The organism is Pseudomonas sp. GW822-FHT05A08 (assembly GCF_058800485.1).
In genome coordinates, this window is sequence record NZ_CM179511.1 from 6,634,557 (window position 1) to 6,656,569 (window position 22,013).

At 63.8% G+C, this 22,013-nt stretch carries 23 protein-coding genes; 11 read left to right on the top strand and 12 right to left on the bottom strand.

Features of this window, described 5'->3' with window-relative positions; translation table 11 throughout:
* Window positions 1–68: 68 nt before the first annotated feature.
* The 4 genes from trmB to AC3RCP_RS30085 form a co-directional block, all read right to left on the bottom strand.
* Window positions 69–794: a tRNA (guanosine(46)-N7)-methyltransferase TrmB gene (trmB, locus tag AC3RCP_RS30070; RefSeq protein ID WP_016704842.1), complete on the bottom strand. Its 726-nt coding sequence runs from the start codon at window positions 792–794 to the stop codon at window positions 69–71.
* A gap of 9 nt (window positions 795–803) precedes the next feature.
* Window positions 804–1,598 carry a thiazole synthase gene (locus tag AC3RCP_RS30075; RefSeq protein WP_007921204.1) on the bottom strand — a complete coding sequence of 265 codons (795 nt, stop codon included), beginning with the start codon at window positions 1,596–1,598 and terminating at the stop codon, window positions 804–806.
* A 209-nt stretch (window positions 1,599–1,807) separates the two neighbouring features.
* Window positions 1,808–2,008 (bottom strand): sulfur carrier protein ThiS, encoded by a 201-nt coding sequence (gene thiS, locus AC3RCP_RS30080; protein ID WP_007921206.1) that lies wholly within the window; start codon window positions 2,006–2,008, stop codon window positions 1,808–1,810.
* Window positions 2,009–2,098: 90 nt separating this feature from the next.
* Window positions 2,099–2,470, bottom strand: a complete 372-nt coding sequence (locus AC3RCP_RS30085; protein WP_101336195.1) for a DUF423 domain-containing protein — start codon at window positions 2,468–2,470, stop codon at window positions 2,099–2,101.
* Between the two features lie 73 nt (window positions 2,471–2,543).
* Here AC3RCP_RS30085 and mtgA point away from each other — a divergent pair, with 73 nt between their 5' ends.
* On the top strand, window positions 2,544–3,266 hold the full coding sequence (gene mtgA / locus AC3RCP_RS30090; protein ID WP_087092515.1) for a monofunctional biosynthetic peptidoglycan transglycosylase: 723 nt from the start codon (window positions 2,544–2,546) through the stop codon (window positions 3,264–3,266).
* Window positions 3,267–3,377: 111 nt separating this feature from the next.
* On the opposite strand, the gene rpoH is transcribed toward mtgA, so the two are convergent.
* The 4 genes from rpoH to ftsY all read right to left on the bottom strand — a co-directional run bounded on the left by rpoH (window position 3,378) and on the right by ftsY (window position 7,612).
* Window positions 3,378–4,232 carry an RNA polymerase sigma factor RpoH gene (gene rpoH / locus AC3RCP_RS30095; RefSeq protein ID WP_007921212.1) on the bottom strand — a complete coding sequence of 285 codons (855 nt, stop codon included), beginning with the start codon at window positions 4,230–4,232 and terminating at the stop codon, window positions 3,378–3,380.
* A gap of 115 nt (window positions 4,233–4,347) precedes the next feature.
* Window positions 4,348–5,370 (bottom strand): permease-like cell division protein FtsX, encoded by a 1,023-nt coding sequence (ftsX, locus tag AC3RCP_RS30100; protein WP_009046038.1) that lies wholly within the window; start codon window positions 5,368–5,370, stop codon window positions 4,348–4,350.
* The gene (ftsE, locus tag AC3RCP_RS30105) at window positions 5,367–6,038 is read right to left on the bottom strand and encodes a cell division ATP-binding protein FtsE (protein ID WP_007921216.1); all 672 of its coding nucleotides are present in this window, start codon (window positions 6,036–6,038) and stop codon (window positions 5,367–5,369) included. The genes ftsX and ftsE overlap by 4 nt, the downstream gene beginning before the upstream one ends.
* Window positions 6,035–7,612 (bottom strand): signal recognition particle-docking protein FtsY, encoded by a 1,578-nt coding sequence (ftsY, locus tag AC3RCP_RS30110; RefSeq protein WP_492570621.1) that lies wholly within the window; start codon window positions 7,610–7,612, stop codon window positions 6,035–6,037. The genes ftsE and ftsY overlap by 4 nt, the downstream gene beginning before the upstream one ends.
* Window positions 7,613–7,970: 358 nt before the next feature.
* Between ftsY and AC3RCP_RS30115 the strand changes: the two genes are divergently transcribed.
* The 5 genes from AC3RCP_RS30115 to AC3RCP_RS30135 all read left to right on the top strand — a co-directional run bounded on the left by AC3RCP_RS30115 (window position 7,971) and on the right by AC3RCP_RS30135 (window position 13,327).
* The gene (locus AC3RCP_RS30115; RefSeq protein WP_007921220.1) at window positions 7,971–9,326 is read left to right on the top strand and encodes a M16 family metallopeptidase; all 1,356 of its coding nucleotides are present in this window, start codon (window positions 7,971–7,973) and stop codon (window positions 9,324–9,326) included.
* A complete protein-coding gene (locus tag AC3RCP_RS30120; protein WP_007921222.1) occupies window positions 9,319–10,809 on the top strand; it encodes a M16 family metallopeptidase in 1,491 nt (496 codons plus the stop codon). Before AC3RCP_RS30115 ends, AC3RCP_RS30120 begins: the two co-directional genes overlap by 8 nt.
* Entirely contained in the window at window positions 10,809–11,429 is a 621-nt protein-coding gene (gene rsmD, locus AC3RCP_RS30125) for a 16S rRNA (guanine(966)-N(2))-methyltransferase RsmD (protein WP_274335409.1), read from the top strand. The genes AC3RCP_RS30120 and rsmD overlap by 1 nt, the downstream gene beginning before the upstream one ends.
* A gap of 63 nt (window positions 11,430–11,492) precedes the next feature.
* Window positions 11,493–12,497: a hydrolase gene (locus AC3RCP_RS30130; RefSeq protein WP_150053297.1), complete on the top strand. Its 1,005-nt coding sequence runs from the start codon at window positions 11,493–11,495 to the stop codon at window positions 12,495–12,497.
* The gene (locus tag AC3RCP_RS30135; RefSeq protein WP_053262997.1) at window positions 12,494–13,327 is read left to right on the top strand and encodes an AraC family transcriptional regulator; all 834 of its coding nucleotides are present in this window, start codon (window positions 12,494–12,496) and stop codon (window positions 13,325–13,327) included. Before AC3RCP_RS30130 ends, AC3RCP_RS30135 begins: the two co-directional genes overlap by 4 nt.
* Before the next feature lie 121 nt (window positions 13,328–13,448).
* Here AC3RCP_RS30135 and AC3RCP_RS30140 read toward each other — a convergent pair whose 3' ends face one another.
* Together AC3RCP_RS30140 and AC3RCP_RS30145 are read right to left on the bottom strand one after the other, a co-directional pair.
* Window positions 13,449–14,303, bottom strand: coding sequence for a sulfurtransferase (locus tag AC3RCP_RS30140; protein ID WP_492570620.1), 855 nt, complete (start codon window positions 14,301–14,303; stop codon window positions 13,449–13,451).
* 75 nt (window positions 14,304–14,378) lie between these two features.
* Complete coding sequence (locus AC3RCP_RS30145) at window positions 14,379–15,050, bottom strand: TetR/AcrR family transcriptional regulator (RefSeq protein WP_492570619.1); 672 nt, start codon at window positions 15,048–15,050, stop codon at window positions 14,379–14,381.
* A 145-nt stretch (window positions 15,051–15,195) separates the two neighbouring features.
* Here AC3RCP_RS30145 and AC3RCP_RS30150 point away from each other — a divergent pair, with 145 nt between their 5' ends.
* The 5 genes from AC3RCP_RS30150 (at window position 15,196) to AC3RCP_RS30170 (ending at window position 19,954) form a co-directional block, all read left to right on the top strand.
* A complete protein-coding gene (locus tag AC3RCP_RS30150) occupies window positions 15,196–16,626 on the top strand; it encodes a coniferyl aldehyde dehydrogenase (RefSeq protein WP_102680472.1) in 1,431 nt (476 codons plus the stop codon).
* Between the two features lie 26 nt (window positions 16,627–16,652).
* Complete coding sequence (locus AC3RCP_RS30155; protein WP_492570618.1) at window positions 16,653–17,198, top strand: twin-arginine translocation pathway signal protein; 546 nt, start codon at window positions 16,653–16,655, stop codon at window positions 17,196–17,198.
* 156 nt (window positions 17,199–17,354) lie between these two features.
* Window positions 17,355–18,950, top strand: coding sequence for a GMC family oxidoreductase (locus AC3RCP_RS30160; RefSeq protein ID WP_007921255.1), 1,596 nt, complete (start codon window positions 17,355–17,357; stop codon window positions 18,948–18,950).
* 115 nt (window positions 18,951–19,065) lie between these two features.
* Window positions 19,066–19,545, top strand: a complete 480-nt coding sequence (coaD, locus tag AC3RCP_RS30165) for a pantetheine-phosphate adenylyltransferase (protein ID WP_003229157.1) — start codon at window positions 19,066–19,068, stop codon at window positions 19,543–19,545.
* 157 nt (window positions 19,546–19,702) lie between these two features.
* Window positions 19,703–19,954, top strand: a complete 252-nt coding sequence (locus tag AC3RCP_RS30170) for a YfhL family 4Fe-4S dicluster ferredoxin (RefSeq protein ID WP_007921257.1) — start codon at window positions 19,703–19,705, stop codon at window positions 19,952–19,954.
* A 128-nt stretch (window positions 19,955–20,082) separates the two neighbouring features.
* Here AC3RCP_RS30170 and mutM read toward each other — a convergent pair whose 3' ends face one another.
* Window positions 20,083–20,895 carry a bifunctional DNA-formamidopyrimidine glycosylase/DNA-(apurinic or apyrimidinic site) lyase gene (gene mutM / locus AC3RCP_RS30175; RefSeq protein ID WP_007921258.1) on the bottom strand — a complete coding sequence of 271 codons (813 nt, stop codon included), beginning with the start codon at window positions 20,893–20,895 and terminating at the stop codon, window positions 20,083–20,085.
* 34 nt (window positions 20,896–20,929) lie between these two features.
* Entirely contained in the window at window positions 20,930–21,742 is an 813-nt protein-coding gene (locus tag AC3RCP_RS30180) for an HDOD domain-containing protein (RefSeq protein WP_164485824.1), read from the bottom strand.
* Between the last annotated feature and the right edge of the window lie 271 nt (window positions 21,743–22,013).

The window sequence follows — 22,013 nt, forward strand, 5'->3', positions numbered from 1 at the left end:
CTATCTTTCAGCCTGGCAGCTGATTGCGAGCAATCGAGCATCGAACGGATGCTCCTACACAGCAGGGCTTACGCCAGCTTTTCGAACTTCAGATCCCACACCCCATGGCCCAGGCGCTCGCCGCGGCGCTCGAACTTGGTGATCGGGCGTTCGGCCGGGCGTGGCACGCACTTGCCGTCTTCGGCCAGGTTGCGGTAACCCGGTGCGACATTCATCACTTCCAGCATGTACTCGGCGTAAGGCTCCCAGTCGGTGGCCATATGCAGGATGCCGCCGACCTTCAGCTTGCTGCGCACCAGCTCGGCGAAGGACGCCTGGACGATACGCCGCTTGTGGTGACGGCTCTTGTGCCACGGATCGGGGAAAAACAGCATCAGGCGATCCAGGCTGTTATCGGCGATGCAGCGGTTGAGCACCTCGATCGCATCGCAATCGTAGACCCGCAGGTTGGTCAGGCCCTGGGTCAGTACGCCGTTGAGCAACGCGCCGACACCCGGACGGTGCACTTCCACACCAATGAAATCCTGCTCCGGCGCGGCCGCGGCCATTTCCAGCAGCGAGTGGCCCATGCCGAAGCCGATTTCCAGGGAGCGTGGCGCCGAGCGGCCAAACACCTGATCGAAATCCACCGGCGCGTCGGCCAGCGGCAGCACATACAGCGGCGCGCCCTGCTCCAGGCCGCGCTGCTGGCCTTCGGTCATGCGCCCGGCGCGCATCACGAAACTCTTGATGCGGCGGTGTTGGCGCTCGTCGCCGGCTTCCGGCTGGATTGGCGTGTCGTTTGATTCAGTCATCAATGGCTCTTACTTGATCAGACCATCCAGCGGCGAGGAGGCGCTGGCATAGAGTTTCTTCGGCATGCGGCCGGCGAGGTACGCCAGGCGGCCTGCCACAATGGCGTGCTTCATGGCTTCGGCCATCAGCACCGGTTGTTGCGCATGGGCGATGGCCGAGTTCATCAGCACCGCTTCGCAACCCAGTTCCATGGCGATGGTAGCGTCGGAGGCAGTGCCGACACCGGCATCCACCAGCACCGGGACCTTGGCTTCTTCGAGGATGATCTGCAGGTTGTACGGGTTGCAGATCCCCAGGCCGGTACCGATCAGGCCGGCCAGCGGCATGACCGCGATGCAGCCCATTTCCGCCAGTTGGCGAGCGATGATCGGGTCATCGCTGGTGTACACCATCACGTCGAAACCTTCCTTGACCAGCACTTCGGCGGCCTTGAGGGTTTCCAGCACGTTGGGAAACAGGGTTTTCTGGTCGGCCAGCACTTCCAGCTTCACCAGATTGTGACCGTCGAGCAGCTCACGGGCCAGGCGGCAGGTGCGCACGGCCTCGACCGCGTCATAGCAGCCAGCGGTGTTCGGCAGGATGGTGTAGCGATCCGGCGGCAGGATATCCAGCAGGTTCGGTTCGCCCGGGTTCTGCCCGATATTGGTCCGGCGCACGGCGACGGTGACGATCTCGGCCCCCGAGGCTTCGATGGCCAGGCGGGTTTCTTCCATGTCACGGTACTTGCCGGTGCCTACCAGCAAACGCGACTGGTAAGTACGACCGGCCAGGACGAAAGGCTTGTCGCTACGAACGTTGCTCATCGGAAATCCTCTGTTGGGGTGAGGTTCTTGCAGAATTCTTTATTAGACCAAACGCCGTGAAAACGTAGCGAGCGAAGGCAAGACAAGGCAAAAACAGGCGAGGAACGGTTGGAGTCGCACCCGACTTTACTGGCTGTAAATGAGCATTCCGAGCCTGTTTTTAACGCAGTATTGCGCGCGAAGCCTGCAGTAGTTTTCAAGGTGTTTGGCTAGCCGCCGCCGATGGCGTGTACCACTTCGACCTGATCGCCCTCGTTGAGGGTGGTCTCGGCGTGCTGGCTGCGCGGGACGATATCCAGGTTGAGTTCGACCGCGATCCGGCGTCCGGTCAGGTCCAGACGGGTCAGCAGGGCCGCAACGGTTTCGCCGTCGGGCAGTTCAAAGGATTCGCCGTTCAACTGAATGCGCATGCCGAATGCCGCCATCATTTTTAGGGGCCAGCATTCTAGCCCGATCAGTCTGGCCGACCCAAGCCATTCGTCTCGAAATGGACCTGCCGGTCAGCTCAACCGCCAGGCGGCAAGACCCAGGCACAACCAGCCGACCAGGAAGGCCAGACCACCGAAGGGAGTGACTATGCCCAGCTTGCTGAAACCGGTCAGGGTCAGCAGGTAGAGGCTGCCGGAAAACAGCAGGATGCCGATGGCGAACGAAGCGCCGGCCCAGGTCGCCAGACGGCCGGGAATCTGCGTGGCCAGCAGCGCCACCCCCAGCAGCGCCAGAGTGTGCACCAGCTGGTAGGTGACGCCGGTATGGAAAATCGCCAGGTATTCCGCGCTCAGGCGATTTTTCAGGCCGTGGGCGGCAAATGCGCCCAGGGCAACGCCGGTAAAGCCGAAAAAGGCGGCCAGCATCAGGAAGCCACGCAGCATGAGGAACTCCAGTCAGAATCGTCGGTCGGGCCTGTATAATGGCGCGCTCAACGGGTTCGGCCAAGCCATCTCTATGCTGCGTTTATTTTTCCGTCGTTTCTCTAAAGCCCTGTTCTGGTTCGCCGTCGGCAGCGTTTTGCTGGTGCTGGTGTTCCGCGTCGTGCCGCCTCCGGGCACGGCCTTGATGGTCGAACGCAAGATCGAATCCTGGATCGATGGTGAGCCCATCGACCTGCAACGCAGCTGGAAACCCTGGGAGGAAATCTCCGACGACCTGAAGGTGGCGGTGATCGCCGGCGAAGACCAGAAGTTCCCTGAACACTGGGGGTTCGACATTGGCGCGATCCAGGCCGCCTTCGCCCACAACGAGCGCGGCGGCTCGATTCGCGGCGCCAGCACCCTGAGCCAGCAGGTGGCGAAGAACCTGTTCCTGTGGTCTGGGCGCAGTTGGCTGCGCAAAGGGTTGGAAGCCTGGTTCACCGGGCTGATCGAGATCTTCTGGCCCAAGCAACGGATTCTTGAGGTCTACCTCAACAGCGTCGAGTGGGACGAAGGCGTATTTGGCGCCGAGGCCGCGGCGCGGCATCACTTCGGTGTCAGCGCGGGCTCGCTGTCGCGGCAACAGGCCAGCCTGCTGGCTGCGGTCCTGCCCAACCCTCGGGTATGGAGCGCCAGCCATCCGAGCAGCTACGTGGCACAACGGGCCGGCTGGATCCGCCGGCAGATGAGCCAGTTGGGTGGCGACAGCTACCTGCTGGGCCTGAACGATTCGCGCAAGGCACTGTGGGCGCAGTGACGCCCAGGATCTATAGCTTGCTCGCGATAACGTCCCCACAGACACCACAGCGCCAACGCCACAAACAAAAACGCCCCGATAGGATCGGGGCGTTTTTTATTGCGTGGCGTATTACGCGGCAATCGACAGCTTGAGCTTGTTCATCGCGCTCTTCTCAAGCTGACGAATACGCTCGGCCGACACGTTGTACTTCTGCGCCAGGTCGTGCAGCGTGGCTTTCTCTTCCGCCAGCCAGCGCTGGTAGAGGATGTCGCGGCTGCGGTCGTCCAGCACTTCCAGCGCCTCGTGCAGGTTGCTGGTGGAGTTGTCGGTCCAGTCGGCATCTTCCAGCTGACGGGCCGGATCGTACCGGTGGTCTTCCAGGTAGTTGGCCGGCGATTGGAAGGCGCTGTCGTCATCCGCTTCGGCGGCTGGGTCGAAGGCCATGTCATGGCCGGTCAGGCGGCTTTCCATCTCGCGCACTTCGCGCGGCTCCACACCGAGGCTTTCCGCCACACGATGGACTTCTTCGTTGTTCAACCAGGCCAGACGCTTCTTCTGGCTGCGCAGGTTGAAGAACAGCTTGCGCTGGGCCTTGGTGGTCGCGACTTTCACGATGCGCCAGTTGCGCAGGATGAACTCGTGGATTTCCGCCTTGATCCAGTGCACGGCGAACGAAACCAGACGCACACCCATTTCCGGGTTGAAGCGTTTTACAGCCTTCATCAGCCCGACATTGCCTTCCTGAATCAGGTCGGCCTGGGCCAGACCGTAGCCGGAATAGCTACGGGCGATATGTACGACAAAACGCAGGTGGGCGAGCACCATCTGCCGAGCCGCCTCAAGATCCTGCTCATAGTAGAGACTCTCGGCCAGTTCACGCTCCTGCTCGGGCGTCAGCAATGGAATGCTGTTCACCGTGTGCACATAGGCCTCCAGGTTCGCACCCGGGACCAAGGCATAAGCAGGTTGCAAAGAAGTGGTCATACGAAAAAACCTCCGACTCACATAACTCGTGCTTATTCAGCACTGCTGAAAATTGACCGGAAACCGCAAAACAAGTTCCCAAAAATTCTAAAAGGTCAATACAAGCAAAAAGACACTATTTCGGCGCCAGCTCCCGCAAGTGGCGGGCGACCGCAATCCACGCACCGATATACCCCAACAACACCGCGCCAAGCAAGAGTGATAGACCATCGGCGACCGGCACGCCAGCCAAGGCAAAATCACTGCCGTACAAACCGGCCAGCCCCACCACCGCGTCGTTCAGCCAGTCGAGGCCGAACGCCAGAACACCCCAGGACAGAATCCCCGCACCGAAGCCATACAGGGCGCCCATATAAAGGAAGGGACGCCGCACATAACTGTCCGTGCCGCCGACGAGTTTAATCACTTCTATCTCGGTGCGGCGGTTTTCAATATGAAGACGAATGGTATTGCCTATCACCAAAAGTAATGCAGAAACCAGCAACACCGTCAGACCGAAGACAAACCGGTCGCCCAGCTTGAGGATCGCCGCCAGCCGCTCGACCCACACCAGGTCCAGTTGCGCCTGTTGCACCTTGGGCATTTCTGCCAGGCGCTGACGCAAGGCTTCCAGGGTTGCCTTGTCCACTTCGTTCGGCGTGACCAGAACCACGCCCGGCAGCGGGTTCTGCGGCAACTCCTTGAGCGCCTCGCCCAGCCCGGACTGCTGCTGGAACTCGTCCAGGGCCTTGTCCTTGCTGATGAACTCGGCATCCGCCACGCCCGGCATGGCCTTGATCTGCTCGCTCAGGCTTTCGCCCTCGGTGGCGCTGGCGTCGAGCTCCAGATACAGGGAGATCTGCGCCGCGCGCTGCCAGGAACCGCCCAGGCGCTCGACGTTGTTGAGCAACAACGACAAGCCCATCGGCAGGCTCAGGGCCACGGCCATCACCAGGCAGGTGAAGAAGCTGCCGATCGGTTGCTTGCCCAGGCGACGCAGGCTGTCCAGCAGGCTGGCGCGATGACTTTCGATCCAGGCGTGCAGCAGGGTGCCGAAATCCGGACCGTCGTCTTCGTCGCGCTTTTTCTTCTGCGGCGGCTGGTCCGAGGCTTTCGGAGCCACGCGTTCGGCCACTTTGGGGCTGCGGGTCGCACTCATACGCCAGCCTCCCCGTCGCCGATCAATCGGCCGCGTTGCAGGGTCAACATGCGGTGACGCATGCGCGCGATCAGCGCCAGGTCGTGACTGGCGATCAGCACGCTGGTGCCCAGACGGTTGATATCTTCGAATACGCCCATGATTTCCGCCGCCAGACGCGGGTCGAGGTTACCTGTGGGTTCGTCCGCCAGCAGCAAGGCCGGGCGGTGCACGATGGCGCGGGCAATGCCGACGCGCTGCTGCTGACCGGTGGACAGGTCGCCCGGGTAGAGATCGGTCTTGTCCGAGAGCGCCACGCGCTCCAGGGCCGAGTCCACGCGCTTGGCGATTTCAGCCTTGGACAGGCCGAGGATCTGCAGCGGCAAGGCGACGTTGTTGAAAACGGTGCGATCGAACAGCAGTTGGTGGTTCTGGAACACCACGCCGATCTGCCGCCGCAGGAACGGAATCTGCGCATTGCTGATGGTGCTCAGGTCCTGACCGGCCAACAGCAGCTTGCCGCTGGTTGGGCGCTCCATGGCCAGCAGCAACCGCAGCAGCGTGGACTTGCCGGCGCCGGAGTGGCCGGTGACGAACAGAAACTCGCCGCGACGAACCCGGAAACTCAGCTCGTGCAGGCCGACATGGCCATTCGAGTAACGCTTACCGACCTGTTCGAAACGAATCATGAACGCTCCCGCTCGGCAAACAGTGCCTGGACAAAGGGTTCGGCTTCAAAGGTACGCAGGTCGTCGATGCCCTCACCGACGCCGATGTAGCGGATCGGCAGGCCGAACTGCTTGGCCAGGGCGAAGATCACCCCGCCCTTGGCGGTGCCATCGAGCTTGGTCAGGGCCAGGCCGGTCAGCTCGACCGTCTGGTTGAACTGCTTGGCCTGGTTGATGGCGTTCTGGCCAGTACCGGCGTCGAGCACCAGCAGCACTTCGTGCGGCGCGTCGGCGTCCAGCTTGCCGATTACCCGGCGAACCTTCTTCAGCTCTTCCATCAGGTTGTCTTTGGTGTGCAGGCGACCAGCCGTGTCGGCGATCAGCACATCGATGCCACGAGCCTTGGCAGCCTGCACGGCGTCGAAGATCACCGAAGCCGAATCGGCGCCAGTGTGCTGGGCGATGACCGGGATCTTGTTGCGCTCGCCCCAGACTTGCAGCTGTTCCACCGCCGCGGCGCGGAAGGTATCGCCCGCGGCGAGCATGACCTTCTTGCCTTCGAGCTGCAGCTTCTTGGCCAGCTTGCCGATGGTGGTGGTCTTGCCGGCGCCGTTGACGCCCACCACCAGAATCACGAACGGCTTGGTTTGCGAAGCGATCCGCAGCGGCTGCTCCACCGGCTTGAGCATGCTCGCCAGTTCGGCCTGCAGCGACTTGTACAGCGCATCGACGTCGGTCAGTTGTTTGCGCGCGACCTTCTGGGTCAGGTTCTGAATGATCACCGCGGTGGCTTCCACGCCCACGTCGGCGGTCAGCAGGCGGGTTTCGATATCTTCCAGCAGTTCGTCGTCGATGGTCTTCTTGCCCAGGAACAGGCTGGCCATGCCTTCGCCGATGCTGGCGCTGGTCTTGGACAGGCCCTGCTTGAGGCGGGCGAAGAAGCCGACCTTGTTTTCCTCGGCACGGGGCGGCTCGACGGCAGCGGGCGCTTCGACCGCCGCGACTGGAGCAACTGGAGCAACTGGAGCAACTGGAGCAACTGGAGCAACGACAACCGGGGCAGGCTCCGGTTCTGGTACAGGTTCGGGCTTCACGAAAGCCGCGATCACCGGTTGTGGCACATCCTCTTCTTCAATCTGCGCCTGGGCTTCAACTGGCTCGCTTCCGTGGGCCAACTCGGCCACCAACAGCTCGGCGGCTTGCTGCAGATCGGTCGCGGCCGGAATCGGCGGGGTGATGTGCGGCGCCTGCTCGTCTTCCACCAGCGCCACCGGTTCTTCCGCCACCGGCAGGGTCAGCCAGGGCTTGTGCTCGGGATCGGGGGTCAGCGGCAGTTCTGGAGCAGGAGCAGGTTCGGCCGCTGGTGCGGGCTGTTCAGGCTGCCGGATCGGCTCGGCGATCGGCGACACCACAGGAGCGGCGACTTCGGCAACCGGGGCTTGCTCTATCACGGGAGCGGGAGCCGGGGCAGGCTCGACAGGGACTTGTGGCTGTTCGACGACGGTTTCCTGCGGCTTTTTGCGCAGCCATCCGAACAGGCCTTTCTTTTCGCCAGCCGCGGCTGGGGTCTTCTTGTCGTCGTTGGAACCAAACATGGAGGACGGCTATCTCAAGGTAGCGACGCGCCATCAAGGCGCACCGGCAAATAAATATTCGATGCAGAACAGACTGCGTTTCCGCCGGCTTGTTCACGCGCAACATTTTGTCGAGGTGCCCAATGGCATCTCAAGGATCGATTTTACTAAAGGACTGAAACGGCAAAATCGGCGAAAAGTCGAAGTCTAGTCGATAAAACAGCGCTTCTTGCCGGGAACCCATACAACCTGCTCAAGCACACATTGATCCATGCGAGCCTGATAGGCGTGGCCGCCAGTAAAACGGATCAGTATCCTAGCATCTCCTCGCCCGCCGACGCTAAGACCAAGCGGGCAGTCCAACAGGTTTAAAAAACGAATGAATGCTCTAGCCCGCCGCGCCGCAGGCCTGCTGCTCAGTACGGTTTGTCTGCCCCTTTCAGCCTTGGCTGCCGATCCACAACCCACCCACGAATTCACCCTCGACAACGGTCTCAAGGTCGTGGTCCGCGAAGACCATCGGGCTCCGGTCGTGGTCTCCCAGGTCTGGTACAAAGTCGGCTCCAGCTACGAAACCCCGGGCCAGACCGGTTTGTCCCACGCCCTGGAACACATGATGTTCAAAGGCAGCGAAAAGGTCGGCCCCGGCGAAGCCTCGCTGATCCTGCGCGACCTGGGCGCCGAAGAGAACGCCTTCACCAGCGACGATTTCACCGCCTATTACCAGGTGCTGGCCCGTGACCGCCTGGGCGTGGCCTTCGAGCTGGAAGCCGATCGCATGGCCAGCCTGCGCCTGCCGCCCGACGAGTTCAGCCGCGAAATCGAAGTGATCAAGGAAGAGCGCCGCCTGCGCACCGACGACAAGCCGATGTCCAAGGCCTTCGAGCGCTTCAAGGCGATGGCCTACCCGGCCAGCGGCTACCACACGCCGACCATCGGCTGGATGGCCGACCTCAACCGGATGAAGGTCGAGGAACTGCGCCACTGGTATGAATCCTGGTACGTGCCGAACAACGCCACCCTGGTGGTGGTCGGCGACGTGACCCCGGACGAAGTCAAAACCCTGGCCCAACGTTATTTCGGCGCCATTCCCAAGCGCGCCGTGCCCGCGGCGAAGATTCCCCTGGAACTGGCCGAGCCCGGCGAGCGGCAGATCACCCTGCGGGTGAAGACCCAGCTACCGAGCGTGATGCTGGCCTTCAACGTGCCGAGTATCGCCACCGCCGAAGACAAGCATTCGGTGCACGCCCTGCGCCTGATCGCCGCGCTGCTCGACGGCGGCTACAGCGCCCGCATCCCGACGCGCCTGGAGCGCGGCGAAGAGCTGGTGTCCGGCGGCTCGTCGAGCTTCGACGCCTACACCCGCGGCGACAGCCTGTTCCTGCTTTCGGCCATGCCCAACAGTCAGAAGAAGAAAACCATCGCCCAGGCCGAAGCCGGGCTGTGGCGCCTGCTCGAAGAGCTGAAAACCACCCCGCCGACCGCCGAAGAACTGGAACGCGTGCGCGCCCAGGTGATCGCCGGCCTGGTCTACGAACGTGACTCCATCACCAGCCAGGCCACCGCCATCGGCCAGCTGGAAACCGTCGGCCTGTCCTGGAAGCTCATGGACACCGAACTCGCCGAACTGCAAAGCGTGACCCCTGAAGACATCCAGAAGGCCGCTCGTACCTATTTCACCCGCGAACGCCTGAGCGTTGCCCACGTATTGCCTGAGGAGTCCGCTCATGAGTAAGCGCAAAAGCGCCAGCCCGGTCCTGCTCGGCCTGGCACTCGTGGCCCTGATCACCGCCGCCGGCCTTTATCTGCTGCGCGCGGACCAATCCGACGCCAGCCAGGCGCTGGACAAGGCCAAGAGCAGCCAGAAGCTGCAATCCTTGACCGAGCTCGACGGCAAGGCCCCAAGCCGCCGCAGCCTCGACATCAAGACCTGGAGCACCGCCGAAGGCGCCAAGGTGCTGTTCGTCGAAGCCCATGAGCTGCCGATGTTCGACATGCGCCTGACCTTCGCCGCCGGCAGCAGCCAGGATGGCGACGCGCCGGGCCTGGCGATGCTGACCAACGCCATGCTCAACGAAGGTGTGGCCGGCAAGGATGTCGGCGCGATCGCCGAAGGTTTCGAGGGCCTGGGTGCCGATTTCGGCAACGGTGCCTACAAGGACATGGCCATCGCGTCCCTGCGCAGCCTCAGCGCACCGGACAAACGCACGCCGGCCCTGCAGCTGTTCGCCGATGTCGTCGGCAAGCCGACCTTCCCGGCCGACTCCCTGGCGCGCATCAAGAACCAGATGCTCGCCGGCTTCGAGTACCAGAAGCAGAACCCCGGCAAGCTGGCGAGCCTGGAACTGATGAACCGCCTGTACGGCAGCCATCCGTATGCCCATTCCAGCGATGGCACCGCGCAGAGCGTACCGCCAATCAGCCTGGCCCAACTGCGGGCGTTCCACGCCAAGGCCTATGCCGCCGGCAACGTGGTGATCGCATTGGTGGGCGACCTGTCGCGCAGCGATGCCGAGGCGATTGCCGCACAGATCTCCGCCGCCCTGCCCAAAGGCCCGGCGCTGGCGAAAATCCCGCAACCGAGCGAGCCACAAGCCAGCATCGGCCATATCGAATACCCCTCCAGCCAGACCAGCCTGCTGCTGGCGCAACTGGGCATCGATCGTGACGACCCGGACTACGCCGCGTTGTCCCTGGGCAACCAGATCCTTGGCGGTGGTGGTTTTGGCACCCGGCTGATGAGTGAAGTGCGCGAGAAGCGCGGCCTGACCTACGGCGTCTATTCCGGCTTCAGCCCGATGCAGGCCCGTGGCCCGTTCATGATCAACCTGCAAACCCGTGCCGAAATGAGCGAGGGCACCCTCAAGCTGGTGCAGGACGTGCTCGCCGACTACCTCAAGACCGGCCCGACCCAGAAGGAACTCGACGACGCCAAGCGCGAACTGGCCGGCAGCTTCCCGCTGTCCACCGCCAGCAACGCCGACATCGTCGGCCAACTGGGCGCCATCGGCTTCTACAACCTGCCGCTGAGCTATCTTGAAGACTTCATGCAGCAGTCCCAGAGCCTGACCGTGGAGCAGGTCCGGGACGTGCTGAACAAGCACCTGGGCGCCGACAAGATGGTCATCGTCACCGCCGGCCCGACCGTGCCGCAAAAGCCGTTGCCGGCCCCTACTGACAAACCCGCCGAGCAGCCGCTCGGGGTTCCGGAGCACTAATGGCCAGCCCATCGCGTCCCAGCAAGAAACCCGTCCATAACCAGCACAACGGTGTGGGCCAACTGCGCATCATCGGCGGCGAGTGGCGCAGCCGCCGCCTGAGTTTCCCCGATGTGCCGGGCCTGCGCCCGACTCCGGACCGGGTGCGCGAAACCCTGTTCAACTGGCTGGCGCCCTATGTCGCCGGGGCCAAGGTACTCGACCTGTTCGCCGGCAGCGGTGCGCTGTTTCTCGAAGCCCTGTCCCGTGGCGCTGCCATGGGCCAGGCGCTGGATGCCAGCAACCTGGCCGTGTCGCGCCTGCGCGAACACCTGGGCACCCTGCGCTGCACCGTCGGCCAGGTGCAGACCGCCGACGCCCTGCGTTACCTGGAAACCCAGCCGGCCAGCCGTTTCGACCTGGTGTTCCTCGACCCGCCGTTCCATCAGAACCTGCTGCCGGCCGCCTGTGCCCTGCTGGAAGAACGCGACTGGCTGGCCGACGACGCCTGGGTCTATACCGAAAGTGAAACCGCGCCTTCGACCCTCGGCCTCCCGGCGAACTGGCGCCTGCACCGCGAGCAAAAATCCGGGCAGGTGTACTACGCCTTGTGGCAACGTACGGCAGGGATCGCCGGTTAAACCACTGGCCTGAAAAGGTGCGCAACCCCGCCGGGGACGCGCACCGCTGCTACGAGAATCACCGTGCCTACTCCGTCAGATCGTTTCATTCCCGCCTTCGGCCTCGGCAACCCGCACCTGCAGACCCTGTGGGGCCCGCTATGGCGCAAGACCACTCACCTCGAGCGCCAGCGCGAACGCCTGTGGCTCGACGACGGCGACTTTCTCGATCTCGACTGGCACGGCCCGCACTCCGCCACCGCGCCCCTGGTGCTGGTGCTGCACGGCCTGACCGGCTCTTCCAACTCGCCTTACGTGGCCGGCCTGCAAAAGGCCCTGGCGAGCCAGGGCTGGGCCAGCGCGGCGTTGAACTGGCGCGGCTGCTCGGGCGAACCCAACCTGCTGCCCCGCAGTTACCACTCGGGGGCCAGCGAAGACCTGGCCGCCGCCATCGACCACCTGCGCAGCAAACGCCCGCAGGCCCCGCTGTTCGCGGTGGGCTACTCGCTGGGCGGCAATGTATTGCTCAAGCACCTGGGGGAAAGCGGCAGCGCCAGCCAGCTGCAAGGCGCCGTCGCGGTGTCGGTGCCGTTTCGCCTGGACCAGTGCGCCGACCGCATCGGCCAGGGGTTTTCCAAGGTCTACCAGGCGCATTTCATGCGCGAGATGCTGGCCTACATCAAGGACAAGCAACGCCAATTCCAGCACGACGGGCGCCATGAGGGCCTGGCCGTGCTGGAGCGGCTCGGGCCGCTGGAGAAGATGCGCACCTTCTGGGACTTCGACGGCCGGGTCACCGCGCCGCTGAATGGCTTCGCCGATGCCCAGGACTATTACCGGCGCGCCTCCAGCCGTTATTTCCTCGGGGAAATCCGCACGCAAACCCTGATCATCCAGGCCGCGGACGATCCTTTCGTGTTCCCCCACAGCCTGCCGGAAGCCGGCGAGCTTTCCGACAGCACCCACCTCGAGCTGCAGGCCAAGGGTGGGCACGTCGGTTTTGTCGAGGGTTCGGTGAAGACTCCGGGTTACTACCTGGAGCGGCGCATTCCCCAGTGGCTGTCCAACCTGGGGGGCGAGTTGCGATGAATGGCGGCCAAGGCGAGTCGATCCGTTTCTGGCAGACCGCGCCCCTGGCCGGCGTGGAGTTGCTGGCCGCGCGCTACATCGAGCATCGCTTCGTGCCCCATGTGCATGACGGCTATGTAATCGGCATGATCATGGACGGCGCCCAGCGCTACCGTTATCGCGGCGCCGAGCATCTGGCGGGGCGCGGCACCCTGGTGCTGATCAACCCGGACGAGCTGCACACCGGCCACAAAGGCACCGAGGACGGCTGGCTGTACCGGGCGTTTTATCCGGACAACGCGCAGATCCTCGCCATGCTCGGCGAACTGGAGTTGCCCACCGACAGCCTGCCGGCCTTCGGCGCCACGCTGTATCGCGACCCCGATCTGGTCAGCGGTTTCTGCCAGTTGCATCAACTGCTGGAAAGCCCGGCCACCGCCCTGCAACAACAGACCCTGTGGCGGGAAATGATGCTCTTGCTGCTGCGGCGTCACGCCGGAGTCAAGGCGCCGGGCAAACCCGGACGGGAACACCGGGCGATCGTCCAGGCCAAGGAGTTGCTGCAAGCGCAGCTGGCGGCCCCGCCCTCCCTGGAGGAACTGGCCGCGGCGGTGAATCTCTCGCCGTTCCATTTCGCCCGGGTGTTCCGCCGCGCCACCGGCATGCCGCCGCACACCTGGCTGATGCAACAGCGCATCGCCCAGGCCCGGGCACTGCTGCGCGACGGCTGCCTGCCGCTGGAAGTGGCGACACAATTGGGGTTCGCCGACCAGAGCCATCTGAGCCGGCAGTTCAAGCAGGTCTACGGCGTGGGGCCGGCGGCCTATCGCAGCGCCCGCCAGTCCCTCTGAAACAGCGCCTGCCCCTGTAGGAGCGAAGCTTGCTCGCGAAAAACATCTCAGGCGACGCGGCCCTGCAGAAACAACGCAGCGCCTGGATCGCGCGCAAGCTTCGCTCCTACGGTGAGGGGCCTCAGTCGCCCGTGGCGACCGCGCGCTGCGGATCGGTGATCCATTCGCTCCAGGAGCCGGCATACAGCCTGCCCAGGGGATAACCGGCCAGGCACAGGGCGAACAGGTTGTGACAGGCGGTCACGCCCGAGCCGCAGTACGCTACCAGTTCGCTCGGCGAACGCTCGCCCAGCTTCGCGGCAAAGCGCTTCTTGAGCTGATCGGCCGGCAGGAAACGGCCGTCGCTGTCCAGGTTGTCGGTGAAAGCCGCGCATTGCGCGCCGGGGATATGCCCGGCCACCGGGTCGATCGGCTCCACCTCGCCGCGAAAACGTGGCTGGCCGCGGGCGTCGAGCAGGGTCAGGGTCGGCTGGCCGAGGCGCTTTTGCAGTTGCTCGGCACTCAACAACAGGGTTTTGTCAGGCTGGCCCGTGAAATGGCCGAGAACATTGGTCGGCGGATCCAGGCTCAACGGCAGGCCTGCGGCGTGCCAGGCTTTCAAGCCGCCATCGAGAATGAACACACCATCGCGCTTGCCCAGCCAGGCCAGCAGCCACCAGGCGCGGGCGGCATAGGCACCGGGGCCGTCGTCGTAAAGCACGATGTCACTGTCGGCGTCGATGCCCCAGGCTTGCAGGCGCGCGATCAGCGTCGCCGGTTCGGGCAACGGATGGCGCCCGGTCACGCCCTTGACCACCCGGCCACTGAGGTCGCGTTCCAGATCGGCAAAATGCGCGCCGGCCAGATGCCCCCCGGCATAACTGCGCTGGCCGTAATCCGGGTCTTCCAGGGCAAAACGACAATCGAGAATCACCAGCCCGGGCTGCTCCAGGCGAGCGGCCAATTGCTGTGGACTGATCAGTTGCGCGATGGGCATGACGGGCTCCAGTAATTGAACGATGACTTGATCCAATGATGTGCACGCAAACGCGTAGCCAGTTTGTTTGCGATCCTACTGCACTTCTTCCAGGGCTTGCGCCAGGGGCACGTAAAACTCACCAAACAGCGCGTTGACTGCCCCCCGGGCCTGGTCGGTGACAAATCCGGCTTCCAGCACCAGCACCTGATACACGCCGCGCTTGATGGCTTCTTCGCTCAGGTGCGCGGAGTTTTCCCGGGTGGTGCACAAAAAACGCACCCAGGAGGTAAGGATGATCCAGGCATTGAGGGTCAGGGACTCGATCTGCACCTTGTCCATCCGCAGGATGCCGGCCTCGACGAAACCTTCGTAGATCGCCGTGCCGTGGATCAGGCAGCGCTGGGAGAAGCGCCGATAACGGGCGGCCAGTTCGGCGTCGCTGTCGAGCAGGTGTTCCAGGTCGCGGTGCAAGAAGCGATAGCGCCACATAGCGGCCAGCAACTCCTGCAGGTAATAGCGCTTATCCTCGACGGTCACGGTGCGGCCCTGGGGCAGGCGCAGGAAGCTGTCGACCAAGGCTTCGTACTCGCAGAACAGCACGGCGATGATCGCCTGCTTGTTGGGGAAGTGGTAATACAGGTTGCCCGGCGAAATCTCCATGTGGGCGGCAATGTGGTTGGTGCTGACACTGCGTTCGCCTTGCTGGTTGAACAGCTCCAGGCTGTTCTGGACGATACGTTCGCGGGTTTTTATGCGTGGGGCCATGAGCGTGGGCTTTAATCGAGAAGGCGTTGCCCGGCATCTTACGACCTATCCCCAACGGGATAAATCAAAGCCGGCCCGGGATGTCATTTGACATTTTAGAGCATAAACTCTAAAAATCTCCCACCCACAAAAACCGGAGCCGCCCATGTCTGCCGAAATCGCCTACTTGCCGGAAGCCCACCAGCAGCTGGATGAGCTCCACCGTCTGTTCGCCGCCCAGCGCCAGGCCTTCGCGGCCAACCCCATGCCGCCCGCCGCCCAGCGCCAGCAATGGCTCAAGAGCCTGCGCGAGCTGCTCGACAGCGAACGCCAGGCCCTGATCGATGCCATCAGCGAAGATTTCAGCCATCGCAGCGCCGACGAAACCCTGCTCGCCGAAATCATGCCCAGCCTGCATGGCATCCACTACGCCAGCAAACACCTCAAGGGCTGGATGAAACCTTCGCGGCGCAAGGTCGGCGTGGCCTTCCAGCCGGCCTCGGCCAAGGTCGTCTACCAACCATTGGGCGTGGTGGGGGTGATCGTGCCGTGGAACTACCCCCTGTACCTGGCCATCGGCCCGCTGGTGGGCGCGCTCGCCGCCGGCAACCGGGTACTGCTCAAGCTTAGCGAATCGACCCCCGCCACCGGCCTGCTGCTCAAGCGCCTGCTGGCCAAGGCGTTCCCCGAGGACCTGGTCGCCGTGGTGCTGGGCGAAGCCGACGTGGGCGTGGCCTTCTCCCGGCTGCCCTTCGATCACCTGCTGTTCACCGGCGCCACCAGCATCGGCAAGCATGTGATGCGCGCCGCGGCGGAAAACCTGACCCCGGTGACCCTGGAGCTGGGCGGCAAGTCTCCGGCCATCGTGTCCGACGACGTACCGCTCAAGGACGCCGCCGAACGCATCGCCTTCGGCAAGACCATGAACGCCGGCCAGACCTGCGTCGCCCCGGACTACGTGCTGGTCCCGGAACACCGCGTCGGCGCCTTCGTCGACGTCTATCGCCAGGTGGTCCGTGGTTTCTTCCCGACCCTGGTCGACAACCCCGACTACACCGCGATCATCAACCCGCGGCAGCTGGCGCGCCTGAACAGCTACATCAGCGACGCCACCAGCAAGGGCGCGCTGCTGATCCCGCTGTTCGAAGAGAACCAGGAACGGCGCATGGGCCACAGCCTGATGCTGAATGTCAGCGACGACATGACGGTGATGCAGGATGAGATCTTCGGCCCGATCCTGCCGATCGTGCCCTACACCGGCCTGGACCAGGCCTTCGCCTACATCAACCAGCGCCCTCGCCCGCTGGCGCTCTATTACTTCGGCTACGACAAGGCCGAGCAGGACCGGGTACTCAACGAAACCCACTCGGGCGGGGTCTGCCTCAACGACACCCTGCTGCACGTCGCCCAGGACGACATGCCGTTCGGCGGCATCGGCCACTCGGGCATGGGCCATTACCACGGTCACGAGGGTTTCCTGACCTTCAGCAAGGCCAAGGGGGTGCTGAGCAAGCAGCGCCTGAATGCCGCGCGGCTGATCTACCCGCCCTATGGCAAACCGATCCAGAAGCTGATCCAGAAGCTGTTCATCCGTTAACCAGACCATTGCGGGTAATAACAATAATGACTCCCAGCCTGCCTGCCGCACCCGTACTGTCGCGCCGTGGCCTGTTGAAAATCGGCCTGTGCGCCAGCGCGTTCCTGACCACCGCCGGCCTCGGCGCCAGCCTCAGTGGTTGCTCGTCCGGCACCCCTGCCAGCGGCTTTGCCGCATTGCGCAGCAGCGACCTGCCGATTCTGCGGGCGCTGCTCCCGGTCATGCTCGACGGTGCCGTGGCCGCCGAGAAGTTGCCGGCGGCGCTCGACGCCACCCTGAAAAGCCTGGATTACAGCCTCGACCACCTGTCGCCGGAAATGCTCAAGCTCACCCAGCAGCTGTTCGACGTACTGGGCATGGGCATCACGCGCGGCCCCCTGACCGGCATCTGGGGCAGTTGGGAGAACGCCAGCGCCGACGATATCCGGCACTTCCTCAAGCGCTGGGAAACCAGCTCCCTCAGCCTGCTGCGCATGGGCCACGCATCCCTGCTGCAACTGGTGATGATGGCCTGGTACAGCCGCCCCGAATCCTGGGCCCATTGCGGTTATCCCGGGCCGCCCAGGATCTGAAGACTGCTCGCTCTGTAGCCGCTGCCGAAGGCTGCGATCGGCTCCGCAGGAGACGCGCTCCTAAAGCCCTCGGAAGGTCCTACGGACCTTGTCGCAGCCTTCGGCAGCGGCTACACAAGCACCCAGAAGCCCCAGAACAACTAGAGAGTGCCTGATATGCCTGTACCCGATCTGTTTCGCGAAGGCCTGGCCCGAGGCTGGAAAACCTACAACGGCGCGCAATTGCAGGAGGACCTGACCCTCGAAGCGGATGTCGCCATCATCGGCAGCGGCGCGGGCGGCGGCACCACCGCCGAGATCCTCAGCGCCGCCGGCTACAAGGTGCTGCTGATCGAGGAAGGGCCACTCAAGACCAGCGACGACTTCAAGATGCTCGAGGACCAGGCCTACGCCAGCCTCTATCAGGAAGGCATCGGCCGCATGAGCAAGGATGGCGCCATCACCATCCTGCAAGGCCGCGCGGTCGGCGGCACCACCCTGATCAACTGGACGTCCAGCTTCCGTACCCCCGAGCCGACCCTGGAGCACTGGGCCAAGGAGCACGACGTCAAGGGCCACAGCCCGGCCGAGATGGCCCCCTGGTTCGCGAAGATGGAGCAACGCCTGGGGATCGCCCCGTGGATCATGCCGCCCAACGCCAACAACGACGTGATCAGGATCGGCTGCGAGAAACTCGGCTACAGCTGGCACGTGATCCCGCGCAACGTGCGCGGCTGCTGGAACCTCGGCTATTGCGGCATGGGCTGCCCGACCAACGCCAAGCAGTCGATGATGGTCACCACCATTCCCGCGACCCTGGAGAAAGGCGGCGAGCTGCTGTACCTGGCCCGCGCCGAGCGCCTGCAGATCAAGGGTGACCAGGTCGAAAGCCTGCTCTGCCTGGCCATGGACGAGCGCTGCGTGGCGCCCACCGGGCGCACCATCAAGGTCAAGGCCCGGCACTATGTGCTGGCCGGTGGCGGGATCAACAGCCCGGCCCTGCTGCTGCGCTCCGATGCTGCCGACCCGCACAAGCGCCTGGGCAAACGCACCTTCCTGCACCTGGTGAATTTTTCCGCCGGGCAGTTCGACCAGGTGATCAACCCCTTTTACGGGGCGCCGCAGTCGATCTACTCCGACCATTTCCAGTGGCTGGACGGCACCACCGGCAAAATGTCCTACAAACTCGAGGTGCCGCCGCTGCAACCGGCGCTGGCCGCCACCCTGCTCGGCGGTTTCGGCCCGCAGAGCGCCCTGAACATGCAGCAGTTGCCCCATACCCACGCCATGCTCGCGCTGCTGCGCGACGGTTTTCACCCGGACAGCAGCGGCGGCAGTGTGGAACTGCGCGGCGATGGCTCGCCGGTGCTCGACTATCAGGTCTCGGACTACGCCTGGGATGGCGTGCGCCGGGCCTTTCATAGCATGGCGCAGATCCAGTTCGCCGGCGGCGCCAAGGCAGTCATGCCGATGCACAGCGATGCCCGCTACGTGAAGACCCTGGCCGAGGCCAAGACACTGATCGACGGCCTGAACCTTGCGCTGTACCGCACCCGCCTGGGCAGCGCCCATGTGATGGGCGGCTGCGCCATGGGCGAAGACCCGAAAAACGCCGTCGCCGACAGCCTGGGCCGGCATCACCAGCTGGCCAATCTGTCGATCCACGACGGTTCGCTGTTCCCCACCAGCATCGGCGCCAATCCGCAACTGTCGGTCTACGGCCTGACCGCGCAACTGGCCACGGCCCTGGCCGAACGGCTGAAAAGCGGGTGAAAACGCCGCTTATTTTCGTCGTCTATAGTGCTTTCTTCCGTTACAGGCGACTTGGCCGACCGGAAAGGCTGCGATACCATCCGACTCCCCAACGGACTCCCGCCAGGACGACGCGATGAACCGAGTGTTGTACCCAGGTACCTTCGACCCTATTACCAAGGGCCATGGCGATCTGGTCGAACGCGCCTCGCGCCTGTTCGATCATGTGATCATCGCCGTCGCCGCCAGCCCGAAGAAAAACCCGCTTTTTCCCCTGGAACAGCGTGTGGAACTGGCTCGCGAGGTCACCAAGCATCTGCCGAACGTTGAAGTCGTCGGTTTTTCCACGCTGCTGGCGCATTTCGCCAAGGAGCAGAACGCCAATGTCTTCCTGCGGGGGCTGCGGGCGGTTTCGGACTTCGAATACGAATTCCAGCTGGCCAACATGAACCGCCAACTGGCGCCGGACGTGGAAAGCCTGTTCCTCACACCGTCGGAGCGTTATTCGTTCATTTCCTCGACCCTGGTCCGAGAAATCGCGGCATTGGGCGGCGATATCAGCAAGTTCGTGCATCCGGCCGTGGCCGACGCCCTGACTCTGCGCTTCAAGAAATAACCCCCGCGGGAGCTGGCGCAGCCCGCGCCAGCTCCCGCGCAGTCGACCTGCAAACGCCCCTCCCATCGCGCCCGCGTGCACTGCGCTCGCCAATGCGGCACAATTGCGCCATTGGTTTTTCAAATGCCTGGGCCCGCCGCCCCGGCCGGAGTGCCCCATGTCCCTGATCATCACCGACGATTGCATCAACTGCGACGTCTGCGAACCCGAGTGCCCGAACGCCGCGATCTCTCAAGGCGAAGAGATCTACGTGATCGACCCGAACCTGTGCACCCAATGCGTCGGCCACTATGACGAGCCGCAATGCCAGCAGGTCTGCCCGGTGGATTGCATCCCGCTGGACGAGGCCCACCCGGAAACCGAAGAAGAGTTGATGGCCAAGTACCGGAAGATCACCGGCAAGGCATAACACAGCCATCGAAACTTGCGACCGTAGCCGCTGCCGAAGGCTGCGATCGGCCGAAACGGCCGCGACGCCAGTAAGATCGCCACAGGTCCTACGGACCTATCGCAGCCTTCGGCAGCGGCTACAGGCGATCAGCTCTGGCATTTAGGGCAGAACACGCTCGCACGCTGCCCCAGCTTGATCTCTCGCAGCCCCGTGCCACAGACCTTGCAGTGTTCCCCGCCGCGCCCGTAGACGAACAGTTCCTGCTGGAAATAGCCCGGCTGCCCGTCGCCGCCGATAAAGTCGCGCAGGGTGGTGCCGCCGCGCTCGATGGCCGCGGCCAGGATGCGCTTGATCTCGATCGCCAGCTTCAGGTAGCGCGCCCGGGAAATCCCCTTGGCTTCGCGACGCGGGTCGATGCCGGCGGCGAACAGCGCTTCGGTCGCGTAGATATTGCCCACCCCCACCACCACCGCGTTGTCCATGATGAACGGCTTGACCGCCATCGAACGTCCCCGCGACAGCTGATACAGGCGCTCGCCGTCGAACAGGTCGGTCAGCGGCTCCGGCCCCAGGCGGATCAGCAGCTCGTGGTTGAGCGGGTCCAGGCTCCAGAGCATCGCGCCAAAGCGCCGCGGGTCGGTGTAGCGCAGGGCCAGGCCGGACTCCAGCTCGATGTCGACGTGCTCGTGCTTGGCCGCCGGCAAGCCGACCTCCACCAGGCGCAGGTTGCCCGACATGCCCAGGTGACTGATCAGGGTGCCGACTTCGGCATTGATCAGCAGGTACTTGGCGCGGCGCTCGACCTTGACGATCTGCTGGCCGGACAGGCGCACATCGAGGTCCTCCGGAATCGGCCAGCGCAGGCGCCGCTCGCGCACGATCACGCGGCTGACGCGTTGCCCTTCCAGGTGCGGCGCGATACCGCGCCGGGTGGTTTCGACTTCCGGTAATTCAGGCATGTGCGCCTCGTGTTCTCTATAACGTGGTCGGGAATCAGTGCGCGCCCAGTTCGCGCACGGTTTCCTTGAGGTTCTCGAAGTCGTAGTCGGACAGACCGACGTAATCGAGGATCAGATGGCCGATGCTGTTCCATTCATGATCATCGACCTGATTGCCCAGCACCCGGTAGGACGCGCAGATATGCTCGGCCATTTTCAGGATCGCCAGCAGGTTCTTCAGCTGGCTGTTGCGCGACGACTCGTCGCTGAAGATCGCCAGGGCGTTGTGGTGATTGGCGATGGCGTTGGTCACGTGCTCCGGCAGGCGCCAGGACTTGGCCGTGTAGTAACCGACCACCGCGTGGTTGGTATTGAACGCACGGTTTTCCGTATCCACCACGCGGTTCTCGGGGCCCGCGCTGGCGTAGGCCTCTTCCAGCACCGTCATGTAGTCGGGGAAGCGCTTGAGCATCAGCGGCACGCCGCAATCGTGGAACAGACCCAGGGCATAAGCCTCGTCGACCGCTTGCGAGCCGGTGCGCTTGGCCAGGGTCAGGCAGGTCATCGCCACATCCTGGGCGGTGTCCCAGAAGCGGTTGAGGGTGACGATGGTTTCGTCGCTCATCTCGCCCTTGATCGACTGCGCGTTGATCAGGTTGATGATCGAACGGCTGCCCAGCAGGTTCACCGCGCGCTGGATCGAGGCGATCTTGTTGCTCAGCCCGTAATACGGCGAGTTGACGATTTTCAGCAGGGCGCCGGAAAGGCCAGGGTCCTGGGAGATCAGCCGCGCGATCACTTCCAGGTCAGGGTCGGGCATGTACTGCTCCATCTGCAAATCCACCATGATCTGCGGTTGGGGCGGCACGCTGATGCCTTGCAGGGCCTGTTGAATCTGTTCGGCGGAAAGCTCTTGGGACATCGCTTGGGACATAGGTACGCACTCTGGGCTAGGCGGCGATTCTAACCCTTTAGATGGCGCCCATGGCCAGCCGAAAGGAACTTTACAACGGGCGCCTCGGGGCAATGCCGGGCCGGCGCGGGATATCCACGGCGAGTTTGCCATGTCACCGCATATCCACTCGCCAGCCTCTCGGCGAGCGCAACACGTTATACTCCCGCTCTTTTTTCCGGAGCGA